We start from the raw sequence: 15449 nt of genomic DNA on the forward strand, positions 1-15449 counted from the left end.
ATTTACTATTACTATCATTGTATGGCAGGCTTTAATCTATGGACCAATTAAAAAGATCAATGCCCATTACAAACGTGTTGATTTAAGTTGAATAGCTACCTCCATTAAAAAAACAGGATTTTTTTAATTTACATCAGTGCATATCAGGCTTGTTAACCAAATATTATGATCAACTTATTGGTATTAAATAAATGGTAGATAATATGTTTAAACGATTTTATTTTATTACCGTTTTGTTGCTAAGTACCCTCGTTTCTCAAGCGCAATCGTATTATTTTCAGAACTACCAGGTGGATGATGGCCTGTTGCACAACACGGTAACGGCGATTATGCAAGACCATAAAGACTTCATTTGGATTGGTACGAAAGGAGGTCTTAACCGCTTTGATGGATATTATTTCAAAGATTTCTCTTTTGCGGAAAGGCGCTCGGGAGAAAACTCAATCACCACACTAAAAGAGGATCAATCTGGTAAGCTGTGGATTGGTACGCTAAACGGGTTATTCTTTCTTGATTTACCCTCAGAGCAGATCAAGCGGGCACAATTACCTTTTGGCCATGTTGGAAGCATCACACACGATGATAAGAACAACCTTTGGCTGGCCGCAAACGGAAGAATTTATACTTATCGGCCATCGAGCGGAAAGTATTTTAATACGAATATTGGGGCTACAGTTACTGAGGTCGATAAAAATGGCATGTTGTGGATCGGAACCGCAAGAGGAGTTGTTAAAACACTTCAGATTGGCGATAAGAATTTCAATTTAAGTGCTGTAAAAACTGAATTTAAGACGAATGTAGCCTGGCCCATTACCAGGATTTTACCCATGAATGGATACGTACTGATTGCAACAACCCATGGTTTGTATAAATATGATTTGAAAAATGGCGTTACTAAAGCACTACTTACAAAAAATGTCGATGGAACGATTGTTTTCGTGAGGGACATGAAAGTCTTATCAAACGGTGATTGTTGGTTGGCAACAGAGCGGGGCATTTATATCTATGATCTCAGCAAGGATACCTATAAAAGTATCGAGAAAAAAAACGGTGATTATTATTCTCTGAGCGATAACGCCGTCTATTGTTTAATTCAGGATAAAAGGGGAGGAATCTGGGCCGGTACCTTTTTTGGCGGGATCAATCATTTATCGACAGAAAATAATGCTTTTGAAAAATATTTTCCAATTAACGCCGTAAATTCAATTTCGGGAAATGCGGTAAGGGAAATTTGCGGTGATCAGGATCAGAACATATGGATCGGAACTGAAGACGCGGGGATCAATAGGTTTGATCCTGTAACTAAATCATTTAGTCAATTCTCCAATGGAAAAATTCCCTCAGATCTTTCGTACCCCAACATTCACGGTTTGTTAGTTAATGATAACCGGGTATTCGCGGGGCCATTTTTACAGGGGCTGGAGATTCTGGACAAGCGGACGGGCAAACTGCTCAAACGCTTTCAGGATCTCAGGCACCCATCAGGGCCGGCAAAAGCATTCGTCATGTCTATCGCTAAGACAAAAACAGATGAGATCCTCATCGGTACAACGGGGGCGGGTTTATATTCCTATTCTCCACAGCAAAAAAAACTTATTTCCATACCTCAAATTCCTCAAAATTCATACGTTTTCGCAATAGGAGAAGATCACCTCGGGACAATATATACTGGAAGCCTGGCCAATGGAACCTTTTTTTATAACCCTAAAACAGGGACTTATGGAAATATCAGGTTTAAGGATAGCCGCAACCTGCAGTCGACAGAGAATCTTATTCAAGGTATCTATGAGGATAGCCAACAGCATATTTGGTTTTGTACAGAAGGTGGGGGGCTGATCAAGATGGCAAAGGACCGCAAGACATTTAAAAGGTATGGTACCAAAAATGGTTTTCCAACCAATAACCTTTTTCGGATATTGGAAGATGACCATCAGAATCTTTGGATCAGTAGTTTAAAAGGGCTAATCTGTTTCAATATTAAAACAGAAAAATTTAAGGTTTACTCTAAGTCTAACGGACTGTTAACAGATCAGTTTAATTACAATTCCGCTTATAAAGACCCGAATGGCAAAATGTACTTTGGATCTGTTAAGGGATTGATTGCCTTTCATCCGGATTCGTTGCGGAAACAGACACCAATACCACCCATCTACATTACCTCGCTACATATTAGCAGCAACAGCGCTCAGGAAAACGCAAACGAAATCAAGAAAAACGTACTTTCAGTTGACTCCATTGAGCTGGAGTATGATCAGTCTACTTTCGATATAGAGTTTGCAGCTCTTGATTATGCTGCACCAGACCTGATCCGCTATCAGTACCGGCTTTTAGGACTGACCGATCGCTGGACGCAGATCAACAGCAATAGAAAGGCCTATTTTACCAATCTCGTTCCTGGCGAATATCGATTTGCAATTAAGGCCAGAAGTAATATCGGCTTGTGGCAAACCCCTGAAAGGGTACTTTTTATTAAAATTTCGCCGCCCTTTTGGAAATCTACTGCTGCCTATGTCATTTACAGCGTATTATTGGTTTCATCCATTTTTCTAGTGATCTATTTTTACCACAGGTCTATCGAGGTCAAAAACCAGCGCAAGCACCAGCTTTTTGCGTTAAAGAAGGAAAAAGAGATCTATCATTCCAAAATTGAGTTTTTTACCAATATAGCTCATGAGATACAAACCCCGCTAACCCTGGTTAAAGGTCCAATTGATTGGGCTTTGAACAAGATTGATGATGTTTCTATTGTGGAAAGAAATCTCCAGCTTGTTAAAAAGAACATTCACAGACTCATCATGCTCACTACGCAAATGCTTGATTTCAGAAAAACCGAGGAATATCATTTTGCATTGAATTTCGAGCGGGTACCCCTCAACAAACTCATTGTAGATCAAATTGATATTTTCTCGCTTGAGCTCGCAGCGCGAAAGCTGCAATTGGATTTAGTACTACCCAAAAGAAACTTAAATGCTTATGTAGATCAGGAGGCCTGCACAAAAATAATCAGTAATCTGCTTTCCAACGCGATCAAGTATTCTGAAAAAAACATTAAAATGAGTTTGAGGCTCTGCAGTCAGGCCGGTAAGCAGCGTTTCGCGATAAGGGTTGAAAATGATGGGCATCTAATTGAGCCTGAATACCGGCAAAAGATATTCGAACCGTTTTACCGAATCGATCATCAAAAAAATATCCCTGGATCTGGCATTGGCCTTGCGCTGGCCAAACATTTGGCAGAACTGCATGATGGAAAATTATTATTGATCCAACATGATGAAATGAATATATTTGAATTAATCTTACCCGTAAATCAAAAGGTAAAACTTGATATTAGCTAACCAATTTAAGAAAATGCCGCATACTATACTGCTTATTGATGATGAAAAAGATCTTTTACAGTTCATGTCTGAAGTACTTGGTGAGCATTATACGGTAATTACGGCTGAAGATGGTTTTAAAGCACTGGAGGTACTGCGACAGCACGCTATTCATTTGATTATCAGTGATGTGATGATGGTGGGCCTTGATGGTTTTGAATTGTGTGAGAAAATTAAGTCAAACCCCGAATACGCCCATATTCCCATCATTTTGCTTACTGCAAAAAATACTTTTACAGCAAAGATTGAGGGTTTAAGGCATGGTGCAGATGCCTACATCGAAAAACCATTTTCTTATGATTTGGTATTGGTGCAGGTAGATAATCTGCTCAAAAACAGATCAAATGTTAGAAATCACGTTCTTCAGGATCCTTTTAGCCACCTTCATTTCGAGGAGCGATCACAATCAGACAATGATTTTCTAAAAAAATTAGATCAATATATTCTTAAGAATTTAAGCAATAGCGATTTTGATATCGATGATTTGGCAATGCATATGCACATGAGTCGCCCTACGCTCTACAGGCGAATTAAGCAGCTGCTGGATGTTCCGGTGAAGGATTTGGTTACTCAGGCCAGGTTAAACAGAGCAGTGCAATTAATGGCTGAAAACAACCATAAAATTTTTGAAATTGCTCAGATTGTCGGCTATAAATCACAGACTGTTTTTGGCAGAAGCTTCCAGCGCTATTTTAAACAATCGCCTATAGATTATATTACTGCCTTACGCGATAAATTTAAAGCCAATAATTAATAGGTTCCAAGCACCTAATCTGCTGATTTATTTTGAGATAAATCATCTAAAGATTGAATAAAATCGACTTTCCTTTAATACTAAATTCGTATCATCTGTTAGTGATATAGGGAATGATAAACTGTCATTTCTCTTAAACAAATCGATTTAGTAAAGTAGATGATTAAAATCATCTAATTAATAACCAAATATAACTCAACTATGCTGAAATTATCTGCAGTTTTTTGGCTGCTCTGTGCTTGCGTTTTGCCGGCATACTCCATTAAAAATTACGGGAGCCTAGACAAAAAATCACTTTTATGGCAACAAACAGAAGGAACCATCCGGGGTGCTGTTACAGATGAACAAGGAATTTCTATCCCTGCTGTTACCATTACAGTGAAAAACAAAAGTACAAAGGCTGTTACTGATGCCAATGGCCGGTACAGCATTTCCGCCAATGGTAACGATGTGCTGGTTTTTAACTATGTGGGTTTTAATTCCCAAGAGGTTAGTATAAGCAATAGAGCTACGGTTAACGTTAAACTCATTACCTCGTCGGAGGCTTTAACAGAGGTGGTTGTGGTAGGTTATGGCGAACAGCGAAGAAGCAGTGTAACCGGATCCATAGCCAAGGTAAACTCAGCAGAGTTAACTGAAACGCCAGTACCCACGGTTTCTCAGGCCTTAATTGGTAAGGTGGCAGGGGTCACTTCCAGGGCCCCAGATGGTCGGCCTGGTGCAGAAGCAAGATTGCAGATTAGAAACCTTGGCGATCCGCTATATGTTATTGACGGCGTACCATCTGGAGCGCAACAGTTCAATAATTTAAATTCCGAAGATATTGAAAGCCTTTCCATCCTTAAAGATGCTGCTGCAGCCATTTATGGTTTAAGGGCCTCAAACGGTGTTGTATTGGTATTAACGAAAAAAGGCGGCTTTAATAAGGAAAATAAAATTAATGTGAATGCCTATTATGGTTTGCAAAGTTTGTTCCGTTTTCCTAAAGCCGCCAGCGCAGGCGATTATGTAAGGGCACTTGCCGAGGCAGATATTAACCAAAACGGTACATCTGTTTGGACGCCGGAAGAAGTAAATAAATGGCAGCAGGGCGTTCCGGGTTATGAGGGATTTGATTGGTCTACCTATATAAAAGACTATGCTCCACAATCTTACATTAACCTTAATACTACCGGAGGTTCTCAGAAAACAAGCTATTACCTTTCGCTTTCCCGCATGGATCAAGATGCCGTATTTGAAGGGTATAACTTTAACCGGACCAATTTACAAAGTAATATTGAAACAAGAATCGGACAACGGTTAAAAGCCGGAATAAAAATCAATGGAAAGATTGAGATCCGGGATTTACTTGGTCTGCCAGGGGAAGATGATTATTTTAACGCCTTGTTGGGGCAATTTAGAAATCTGCCCACTGAAGGGCCTTATGCCAATGGAAATCCGGCCTATCCGGCTACCAATAATAATTTTGCAACCAATTATGCCACTTTTGAATATTCAGGTTACAATAAAACAGAAAGACGCACACTACAAACCACTTTCGATCTCGAATATAAATTTCCAATTAAGGGCTTAACGGCCAATGGGATGTATTCCTTTTTCTATAATAACTTATTGGGTAATACTTACGAAAAAACTTATAAAACTTATACCTATAATGCTGCAACAGACGCCTACAATGTTACGGGTGGCCAGCAAAATCCTTACCGCTCCAGAGATAATGGTTATATCATTGATAATGTACTTCGCCTCCAACTAAACTATGCCGGTACTTTTGGCAAGCACAATGTGAGTGCCATCGCTGCCATGGAAACTCAGGAAAGAGTGGATAAGTTATTCTTTGTGCGATCTCAGCCAGTAAGTAATGAAATTGATATCATCAACTTTTTTAATGAATTGCAGGCAGTGAGCGACCGCGTAACGGAAGAAGCTAGAGCTGGGTTTATTTTTCGTGCCAATTACGATTTTGATAGCAAATACTTGCTGGAAATTGGCGGGCGGTATGACGGATCATGGCGTTTTCCTGTAGGTCAACGATGGGGGTTATTCCCTTTTGTATCTGGTGGATGGAGAATTTCGAAAGCAGGATTTATGCAGGGAGAAGGTATTCAAAAAGTAATTACAGATTTAAAACTAAGGGCATCATACGGGGAAACCGGTAGCGAAGATAACGGTGTTGGCGCATTTGCCTATCTTCCGGGATATAATTTTGGATCAGGGAACGCTTTTTTAGATGGCCAGTTGATCACAGGTATAGCCGCCAGAGGCCTTCCAGTTACCAGATTAACCTGGGTAAAAAGTGCCATTACCAACATCGCCCTCGATTTTAGTTTGTGGAAAGGTAAGCTAGGCGGCTCTGTAGAAGTTTTTAGAAGAGATTTGACCGGTATACCGGCACCACGCTACGATGTGCTTTTGCCTATTGAAGTCGGTTTTGCAGCACCGAGCGAAAATTTAAATGCCAACAGGACTTTAGGAATTGAAATGGCCTTAAACCACTCGGGCAAAAGCGGTGAGCTGGGGTATAGCGTTGGGATAAATGCTACCCTGGCAAGGTTAAGGAATGTGTACACTTACAAACCTCGATTTGGAAATTCTATTGATCGATACCGAAATTCGATAGAAGATCGTTGGGCCCGCATCAATTGGGGATATGAGTTTATAGGGCAGTTCCAATCTCAAGAGCAGATTGCAAATTATCCGGTTGATATTGATGGCCAAAATAATACAACATTATTGCCAGGTGATTTTATTTATAAAGATCAGAACAATGATGGCGTGATTGATGGTCTGGATGAAAGACCGAATGGGTATAGCGAAAGTAACCTGCCTTACCTAAATTTTGGCTTAAACAGCTCTTTTGCTTACAAAGGTTTTGATGTACAGCTCAACTTTGCCGGTGCCACCATGCAAAGCCGTGGCCGTGCTGCAGAATTGAAACTGCCTTTTCAAAATGATGCAAACTCGCCTGATTTTCTTTTAAATGATCGTTGGCACCGAGAAAATATATTTGATGTAAATAGTCCTTGGATTCCAGGAACTTATCCTGCATTAAAAAAATCCAATAATGAAAGCAATCAACGTGCTTCTAGTTTCTGGTTTAGAAATACTTCCTATTTGAGGTTGAGAAATGTTCAGCTGGGCTATAATTTGCCGCAAAAATGGCTTAAAGGTGCCAAGATTAGCAAAGTTAGAATTTACGCTAATGGCTTTAACCTGTTCTCAATAGATAATTTAAAAGATATTGGTGTTGATCCTGAGACTCAGCTCAATACAGGATTGGAATATCCATCTGTCAGGGTTTACAATTTAGGTGTCAACTTAACTTTCTAAAAAAAATGAAACAATTTAAAAAACTAATCATATATACCCTTTGCACAGCCACTTTGGTTCAGATATCTGGATGCAAAAAATTTCTTGACCGTAAGCCTACGGATGTATTACTGGATGAGCAGGTGTGGAGTGATCCTAAACTTGCAGTATCTGTACTTGCGAACATTTATAATCGTTTACAACCGACCGGAGGATTAGAAGGAGGAAAATTATCTCCAACCGATCTTGAAGAGGCAATGTGGTCTGGTGGGCTTGGCGCTAACAATGCCCGTAACACGCGGGTCAACTATCCTTATACCGATAAACAGCTATGGTCTTATGATCTGATTCGGGATATAAACCTTTTTCTGGAAAACCTCAATAAATCAGCTGCCATGCAAGATGCCGATCGAAAACATTTGTTGGCGGAGGGACGATTTATCAGGGCTTACATTTATTTTTTGCTTGTAAGAAGCATGGGGGGCGTACCACTGGTTACCAACACCTTTCAGTACGATGGATCGCCAGATGTTGATGCCTTAAAAGTACCTAGAAGCACTGAAGCAGGTATTTATGATTTTATTGCCGCAGAGTTGGATGCCATCAAAGATCAACTACCTTTAACTGCAAGCAGCAAAACCAGGGCCAACAAGTGGACCGTTCTGGCTTTGAAATCTCAGGCCATGTTATATGCAGCATCCATTGCAAAATATAATAATTTAATGACGGATCCTATCGTTTTGCCTGGTGCTGAAGTGGGTATTCCGGCAAGTCGTGCTCAGGAATATTACCAGAAATCTTTGGATGCATCAAAAGAGATCATAGACAGCAAACAATTTGTTTTGTATAACGAGAATCCAGATAAGGCACAAAATTTTTATGATCTGTTTACCAAAAAAACGAATAACCGTGAAGTGATTTGGGCTCAAGATTATACCCTGGATGGAAAATATCACGATTATACGGTAGAGAATATTCCGCGATCGCTGCGGGAAAATGCTACAGGGGCAGCAGGGGTAACGCCTTCATTAAATTTGGTTGAAGCTTTCGACTATCTGGATGGTACCAATGGCGCTCTTAAAATTCAAACGCCAAACGGTTCTGATTACATTTATCATACCCGACCTGAGGATGTTTTTTTAGGTAAAGACAACCGCATGTTTGGGAGTATCATTACCCCAGGATCTACCTTTCGGGGCAAACGGATCGACATCCAGGCTGGCGTGATGGAATGGAACACTGCAACCAACCAATATGTGATGCGTACCTCGCCTGATTTGGGAAGTGTTTTTGCCGATGGCGGAATTTTGGTTGCGGCCGATGGACCCTTGCCTAATGCTGCAAATGTTACCAATACAGGTTTTTATATGCGTAAATATGTCGATTCGAGGGTTGGATCAGGTCAATCTGGCCAAGGAAGTGATATTTGGTGGATCAGGTACCGGTTTGGAGGCATTTTACTCAATGCAACTGAAGCTGCCTTCGAACTTGGCAGGACCTCTGACGCTTTAGGATATGTAAATCAGGTACGGGAAAGAGCAGGCTTTCCGGCAAATAGCCTGCAAACACTAACCAATGATATTATCAGAAAAGAATTTCAAGTGGAAATGGCATTTGAAGAGCAACGTTACTGGGATTTAAAACGTTGGAGGATTGCCCATGAAGTTTATAATGGAAACAGGCAGGCTCCAAATACATTAATTAATGCATTATGGCCATACCGGGTGGTTAGGCCATCAGACCCAACAAAACACAACAAATATGTATTTGTAAAACGGGTGGCTCCGAGATTTACCCAACCAAGATTGTTCAGGCTAGGTAACTATTATTCTTCGGTCCCTCAAAATGTAATTAATGCCAACTCTTTAATCGTAAGAAATCCTTATCACTAATTTTTTAGATATGAAACAACTAATTTATAGTATTATTATTTTTTTAGCTATCGGCTTATCAAGTTGTGAGTATGATAATTATGAACCACCAAAATCTGAATTAAACGGAAGAATTCTTTTTGAGGGAAAACCAGTTGGTATTCGACAGGGCATCAGCGTATTGCAACTTACCCAGCCAGGATTTGAGACCGTAACACCAATAAATGTGAATGTAAAGCAGGATGGAACATTTTCGTCGATGTTATTCGATGGCGATTATAAATTGGTGCAGGTTGCTGGTAATGGTCCATGGGAAGCTGCTAGTACCACAATAGATGTATCTGTAAATGGCAGTACATCCATTGATGTACAGGTTAGGCCTTATTTCTCTATTAACAATGTCAGTTTTGTGGTGGAAAACAACGTGGTCAAATCTTCCTGTTTGTTGGTTAATAATGTAGCTGGTAGACAATTGGAGCGTATCTCGCTTATATTAGGAAAAACAACAATTGTTGATGATCCGACCAAACTGGTTCCCAATCCAACCGACCCTTTGAGTACCAAGGTTGGAACTGGCTTAAATTTATTGCAACCCATTTTGCTTAGCCAAAACCTGGCCGTTTCTCCGTTAACAACCACGCCATTTCTTTATGCCCGGATTGCTGTGAAAGTGGTAGGTGTGCCTGAGTTACTTTATTCAAATGTATTTCCCGTAAAATCTTAGTTAAAACACGATAGCCTATGAAAAAGATCATTTTTAGCATCACCCTAGTTGTATTTTCCCTACTTGCCTTAAAGTCGAAGGCGCAATCTACGCCGAAAGCCAGACCAAATGTGGTGATCATTATGGCCGATGATTTGGATAGCAGGCAGTTGAGCTGTTACGGTGGAAAAAATATTCAGACTAAAAACATAGACCAGCTTGCGGGCGAAGGTTTGAAATTCAACAAAATATATGCTTCTCATGCCACCTGTGTGCCTACCCGTGCATCACTTTTTACAGGCCTTTATCCCATGCGGCATGGTTCCTTTCAAAATCATAAGCCTGTTTACAAGAATATGAAAAGTATTGGCCATTATCTTGGCGATTTGGGCTATCAGGTAGCATTAACCGGAAAAGACCATAGCACACGGCCAAGAACAAGTTTTCCGTTTGAAATTTTAGCAGGTTTCCAACCAAGCTGTGTTTCAAGCAATGATGAATATACATTGGAGGATGTTGAAAAATACGTTTCTAATCCTCAAAAACCTTTTTGTCTTTTCATCATGAGTATCAATCCGCATAAACCCTGGGATCAGGGTGATCCAACGGAATTTGAGGCAGATAAATTGATTTTGCCCCCAAGCATGGTGGATACTAAAGAAACCCGAAAAGCTTATTGCAGTTATTTGGCAGAGATCCGGCGCCTTGACAATCAGGTGGGTGATGTAATGGCCATGTTGAAGAAAACCGGTCAGGATAAAAACACCATTTTTATGTTTTTGGGCGAACAAGGACCTCAATTTGCCGGTGGAAAGTGGAATTGTTGGGACCTCGGCCAAAAAAGTTCGATGATTGTGAGGTGGCCTGAGCAAATTAAACCCAATAAGGTAACTGATGCCATTATACAATATGAGGATATTACACCAACACTAATTGATATCGCTGGCGGAAAGCCCATCGATTCGCTGGATGGTAAAAGTTTTCTCCCGGTATTAAAAGCAACCTCGAAAACCGCTCGGAAATACGCTTATGGCATTTACAATAATATCCCGGAAGGACCTGCTTACCCAATGAGAAGCATTAGAAATGAACGTTATAAACTCGTATTAAACCTAAGCCCCGAAAAAACCTATGCTATAAAATGGTATAATGGGCCTGGAGATTTAGGCGTGTGGAAATCATGGAACGATAAAGCCGAAGTAAATCAGGAAGCGAAAATTTTAGTAAATCGCATCAAAAACAGACCAGCAATTGAATTTTACGATACTGATAAAGATCCTTACGAACTTAATAATCTGGCTAAAAATCCGGCTTATAAAAAGCAAATTGATACCTTCAGCACGGCGTTAACAGCTTGGATGAAGCAACAACACGATGATGGCGCTTCTGTTGATCGGGTTTATGCAAAACAAAATTAATATGAATAGCCTCCTTAAACTTTTAATAACGGGAGTATGCCCGGCCTTGGTTGTTTTAAGTATGCTTGCATTCAGTATGGCAGATCAAAAGCCAAAACAAGGTGATCAAAAACCAAACATTATCTTAATAATGGCTGATGATCTTACGATGTACGATATAGCGCCTTTTGGAAGTAAACAGGTGTATACACCCAACCTTAAACGTTTGGCTAGCGAAGGGGTGTGCCTGGATAATATGTTCAATATGGTTCCGGTATGTTCGCCAACCAGGCAATCGTTACTAACTGGTTTAGGCCCTGTAAGAAATGGAGCTTACCCTAATCATACAATGATCTACGATGGAATTAAAACTTTACCTACTTATCTTCAAGCGCTTGGCTATCGCACTGCAATTATTGGAAAAAAGCACTACGCACCAGAATCTGCCTATCCATTTGAATTTTTGGGAGGTAGAGATGGCGATAATGGTCAGGGAAAAGATGTTGATCTTTTAAAGGCTGAAGATTACATCAAAAAATCGGCTAATAAGCCCTATTTTTTAATGTTTGCAAGTAACCAACCTCATGAGCCTTGGAACCGTGGCAATCAGCAGGCATACAACCCAGAAAAGATTAAGCTGAACCCAAACATGGTTGATACCAAATTAACCCGTAAACAAATGGCTAAATATTTTGCTGAAATTACCTACCTGGATAGTTTGGTTGGTGTTTGTTTAGATATTGTAGAGCGATCCGGAGATCAGGAAAACACCGTTATTATGTTTGCAACCGAGCAAGGTAATTCTTTTCCATTTTCAAAATGGACGCTTTACGATCAAGGCCTTCGTTCGGGGTTTATTGTGCGCTGGCCAGGGAAGATTAAACCTGGAACACGCAACCCAGCCATGTTACAATATGCCGATATTACCCCAACAATGATCGATTTAGCTGGTGGCGACCCTGCAAAAATAAATACAGGCGTTAAAGATGGAAACGGTAATAGTGGTTTTGATGGCGCTAGTTTTGAGAAGGTTCTGCTTGGCGAAACCGATCATCAGAGAGATTATGTTTTTGGTGAGCATACCACCCGCGGAATTATTCAAGGCAGCAATGCTTATGGCATGAGATCAGTAAGAAGCATCAATTTCCTTTATATCGAGAACTTGAACTATGAAGGAGTTTTCAAAAATACAGTTATCAATTCTGCATTGTTCAAATCTTGGATGGAGAAAAATCCAACCCGGGCAACTGCCTACCAAAAGAGACCAAAAGAAGAGCTATATGATGTAATAAAAGATCCATTTAATCTGCACAACCTGGCAGCAGATCCAAAGTTTAAAACAATAAAAAGTGAGCTTTCATCTAAATTGGCTGCTTTTATGAAACAACAAAACGATAAAGGCCTGGCCACAGAAATGGACGCACTGAACCGTCAGCCGAAACATCAACCAAAAGATTAATATGAAATATTTAAAGTTATTATCTGCCTTTTGCTTCCTAGTATTTAGCTATACAGCTTTTGCTCAAAATAAAAAACCAAATATCATTATCATTCTTGTTGATGATATGGGTTTTAGCGATGTAAGCACCTTTGGCGGAAACTTTGTGCTTACACCCAACATAGATCGTTTGGCTAAAAGTGGTTTAATGCTTAACCAATATTACAGTGGTGCACCAATTTGTTCGCCATCCAGAACTAGCCTGCTCACGGGTATGTACCCCGGAAGGTGGAATTTTAGCACTTATCTCGATAATAAAAAGCACAATAAAAATGCACAACAAGCAGATTACTTAAATCCTGAAGCACCATCTATAGCCCGGATTTTCCAATCTGCAGGGTATGCAACTGGTCATTTTGGCAAATGGCACATGGGTGGAGGAAGAGATGTGAAAGATGCACCGATTTTTGAAAAATATGGTTACGATGCCCATGCAAGTACATACGAAAGTCCTGAGCCAGACCCATTGTTGACTGCTACAAACTGGATCTGGTCTGATAAAGACAGTATAAAGCGTTGGGATAGAACAAAATATTTTGTTGATAAAACACTCCAGTTCTTTAAAGAAAATAAAGATAAGCCCCGTTTTGTAAATCTTTGGCCAGATGATGTTCATACGCCATGGGTACCCAATGTTGGAGATGAATATACAGGCCAATTTCCATTGGGTCATGAGTCTGAACAGGCTTTTAAATTGGTATTGAAAGCGCTTGATAAACAAGTTGGTAAATTGATGGATGGTTTGCGAAAAATGGGTGAAGACAAAAATACCATCATCATCTTCACCAGCGATAATGGGCCGTTACCGAGTTTTAAAGGAAGCCGAACCGGCGGTTTAAGGGGTACTAAACTTTCTTTATATGAGGGTGGAACCAGAATGCCATTTTTAATAAGTTGGCCAGGGCATATTCCCCAGGGAAAAATAGATGCAGGCTCGGAGGTAAATGCGATAGATCTTTTGCCATCATTGGCCAATATGGCCGGGGTAAAGTTACCTGCAAACTATCAGGGCGATGGATTAGACCGAAGTAAGGTTTTCGCTGGAAAATCATCATTGAGGAAAAAAAATATGTTTTGGGAGTATGGCCGAAATGATATTGCTTTTAAATATCCTGCCAAACCCAATAGAAGTCCAAATCTGGCAGTGCGCGCTGGAGAATGGAAACTGCTGATGAATAGTGATGGCTCGGATGTGCAACTTTATAACATTGTGAAAGATAAAAATGAAACTACTGAGCTAAGCGCCAAACAAGCTAAAATAACCAATCAATTAAAAACTGAACTGAGTGCCTGGTGGAAGTCGCTGCCTAAACTCAAAAACTAATCAAAAGATATGAAACATTTTATAGTAGGCTTTTTTGCCTTGTTTATTTGCGCACTGAAATTGAATGCGCAGGAAGTTGACTACACAAAGCCCGTAAACGGACAATGGTCTAAAGAAAAAGCGAACCAATGGTATGCCAGGCAGCCTTGGCTGGTTGGAGCCAATTATTTACCCGCTACAGCAATTAACCAAATAGAGATGTGGCAGGCTTCTACCTGGGATCCGAAAACAATTGATAAAGAATTTGGATGGGCGAAGGAAACAGGTATGAACACCATGCGGGTATTTTTGCATGATATGGTTTGGGCATCAGATAAGGCTGGTCTTTATAAGCGAATGGATGAGTTTTTAAACATAGCCGCTAAACATCGGATCACCCCATTTTTTGTGTTTTTTGATGATTGTCACTTCCCTAATCCAACACTTGGCGAGCAGCCTTTGCCCGTAACGGGTTACCACAATTCGGGCTGGGTAAATTCTCCTGCCAGGGATTTAGCGCTAAGGTTTTCTGAAGATAGAGCTACACCAAAAGAGATTGCCAACTTAAAGGGTTATGTGCAGGAAACCATTAAACATTTTAAAAATGATAAAAGAGTTTTGATGTGGGAACTTTATAACGAACCAGGGAGAGGGAATAATCTCGATGGTGCAGATAAAGCATCAAGTATCGGCGATAAATCGAATAAATTGCTATATCAATCTTGGCTTTGGGCACGTGAAATTAATCCATCGCAACCGATTACCGGAACTGCAAAAGGAAGTTTAGGCGAAATGAATGTCAAAATCAATAGAATAAATGCCGATGTACTCTCTGTGCATAGTTACGAAAAACCAGAAGTGCTAGAGCGTGTAATCAAAAATTATCAAGCCGATGGACGCCCGATTATTATGACCGAATGGCTTGCCAGAACACAAGAAAGTAGCGTAGCGGGCTGTTTACCAATATTAAAAAAATATAATGTGGGTGCAGTAAACTGGGGTTTTGTTTCTGGTAAAAGCGGTACGGTTTGGCCATGGTTTAGCAGAAGAGAAAACGGAAAGAATATCAGTGTCAACCAGAGGCGTGATGAAGGTAAAGTGGTTAAACCAGGTGAACCTTTTCCAGAACCAAAACTTTGGTTCCATGATTTGTATCGCACAGATGGAACCCCTTTCGATCAGAAAGAGATCGATATTTTTAAAGAATTAACACAGAGAACAAGATAGAAAGTATTTTGCC

The 15449-nt window shown here is 40.2% G+C and carries 9 protein-coding genes; all 9 read left to right on the plus strand.

Translation table 11 applies throughout. The features are described from left to right. Positions 1-203 precede the first annotated feature (203 nt). Positions 204-3335 (plus strand): ligand-binding sensor domain-containing protein, encoded by a 3132-nt coding sequence (locus tag EYS08_RS06370; protein ID WP_165456391.1) that lies wholly within the window; start codon positions 204-206, stop codon positions 3333-3335. 13 nt (positions 3336-3348) lie between these two features. After that, positions 3349-4128: a response regulator transcription factor gene (locus EYS08_RS06375; RefSeq protein WP_131029223.1), complete on the plus strand. Its 780-nt coding sequence runs from the start codon at positions 3349-3351 to the stop codon at positions 4126-4128. A gap of 201 nt (positions 4129-4329) precedes the next feature. Next, positions 4330-7458 carry a SusC/RagA family TonB-linked outer membrane protein gene (locus EYS08_RS06380; RefSeq protein ID WP_131029224.1) on the plus strand — a complete coding sequence of 1043 codons (3129 nt, stop codon included), beginning with the start codon at positions 4330-4332 and terminating at the stop codon, positions 7456-7458. Positions 7459-7463: 5 nt separating this feature from the next. Continuing rightward, the gene (locus tag EYS08_RS06385; RefSeq protein ID WP_131029225.1) at positions 7464-9329 is read left to right on the plus strand and encodes a RagB/SusD family nutrient uptake outer membrane protein; all 1866 of its coding nucleotides are present in this window, start codon (positions 7464-7466) and stop codon (positions 9327-9329) included. A 10-nt stretch (positions 9330-9339) separates the two neighbouring features. Further along, entirely contained in the window at positions 9340-10032 is a 693-nt protein-coding gene (locus tag EYS08_RS06390) for a DUF3823 domain-containing protein (RefSeq protein WP_131029226.1), read from the plus strand. 17 nt (positions 10033-10049) lie between these two features. After that, positions 10050-11429 carry a sulfatase family protein gene (locus EYS08_RS06395; RefSeq protein ID WP_131029227.1) on the plus strand — a complete coding sequence of 460 codons (1380 nt, stop codon included), beginning with the start codon at positions 10050-10052 and terminating at the stop codon, positions 11427-11429. A 1-nt stretch (position 11430) separates the two neighbouring features. Beyond that, the gene (locus tag EYS08_RS06400; protein WP_165456392.1) at positions 11431-12867 is read left to right on the plus strand and encodes a sulfatase family protein; all 1437 of its coding nucleotides are present in this window, start codon (positions 11431-11433) and stop codon (positions 12865-12867) included. Between the two features lies 1 nt (position 12868). Further along, on the plus strand, positions 12869-14230 hold the full coding sequence (locus EYS08_RS06405) for a sulfatase family protein (protein WP_131029229.1): 1362 nt from the start codon (positions 12869-12871) through the stop codon (positions 14228-14230). Between the two features lie 9 nt (positions 14231-14239). Next, positions 14240-15436, plus strand: coding sequence for a cellulase family glycosylhydrolase (locus tag EYS08_RS06410; protein WP_131029230.1), 1197 nt, complete (start codon positions 14240-14242; stop codon positions 15434-15436). The last annotated feature ends 13 nt before the right edge of the window (positions 15437-15449 follow it).

It is taken from the genome of Pedobacter kyonggii (assembly GCF_004310665.1).
Taxonomy (GTDB): Bacteria; Bacteroidota; Bacteroidia; order Sphingobacteriales; family Sphingobacteriaceae; genus Pedobacter; species Pedobacter kyonggii.

Bases quoted from the DNA above. Each gene is read 5' to 3' on its own strand.
- EYS08_RS06395 (WP_131029227.1), top strand. From the start codon at position 10,050: ATGAAAAAGATCATTTTTAGCATCACCCTAGTTGTATTTTCCCTACTT.
- EYS08_RS06400 (WP_165456392.1), top strand. From the start codon at position 11,431: ATGAATAGCCTCCTTAAACTTTTAATAACGGGAGTATGCCCGGCCTTG.
- EYS08_RS06370 (WP_165456391.1), top strand. From the start codon at position 204: ATGTTTAAACGATTTTATTTTATTACCGTTTTGTTGCTAAGTACCCTC.
- EYS08_RS06405 (WP_131029229.1), top strand. From the start codon at position 12,869: ATGAAATATTTAAAGTTATTATCTGCCTTTTGCTTCCTAGTATTTAGC.
- EYS08_RS06410 (WP_131029230.1), top strand. From the start codon at position 14,240: ATGAAACATTTTATAGTAGGCTTTTTTGCCTTGTTTATTTGCGCACTG.
- EYS08_RS06390 (WP_131029226.1), top strand. From the start codon at position 9,340: ATGAAACAACTAATTTATAGTATTATTATTTTTTTAGCTATCGGCTTA.
- EYS08_RS06385 (WP_131029225.1), top strand. From the start codon at position 7,464: ATGAAACAATTTAAAAAACTAATCATATATACCCTTTGCACAGCCACT.
- EYS08_RS06375 (WP_131029223.1), top strand. From the start codon at position 3,349: ATGCCGCATACTATACTGCTTATTGATGATGAAAAAGATCTTTTACAG.
- EYS08_RS06380 (WP_131029224.1), top strand. From the start codon at position 4,330: ATGCTGAAATTATCTGCAGTTTTTTGGCTGCTCTGTGCTTGCGTTTTG.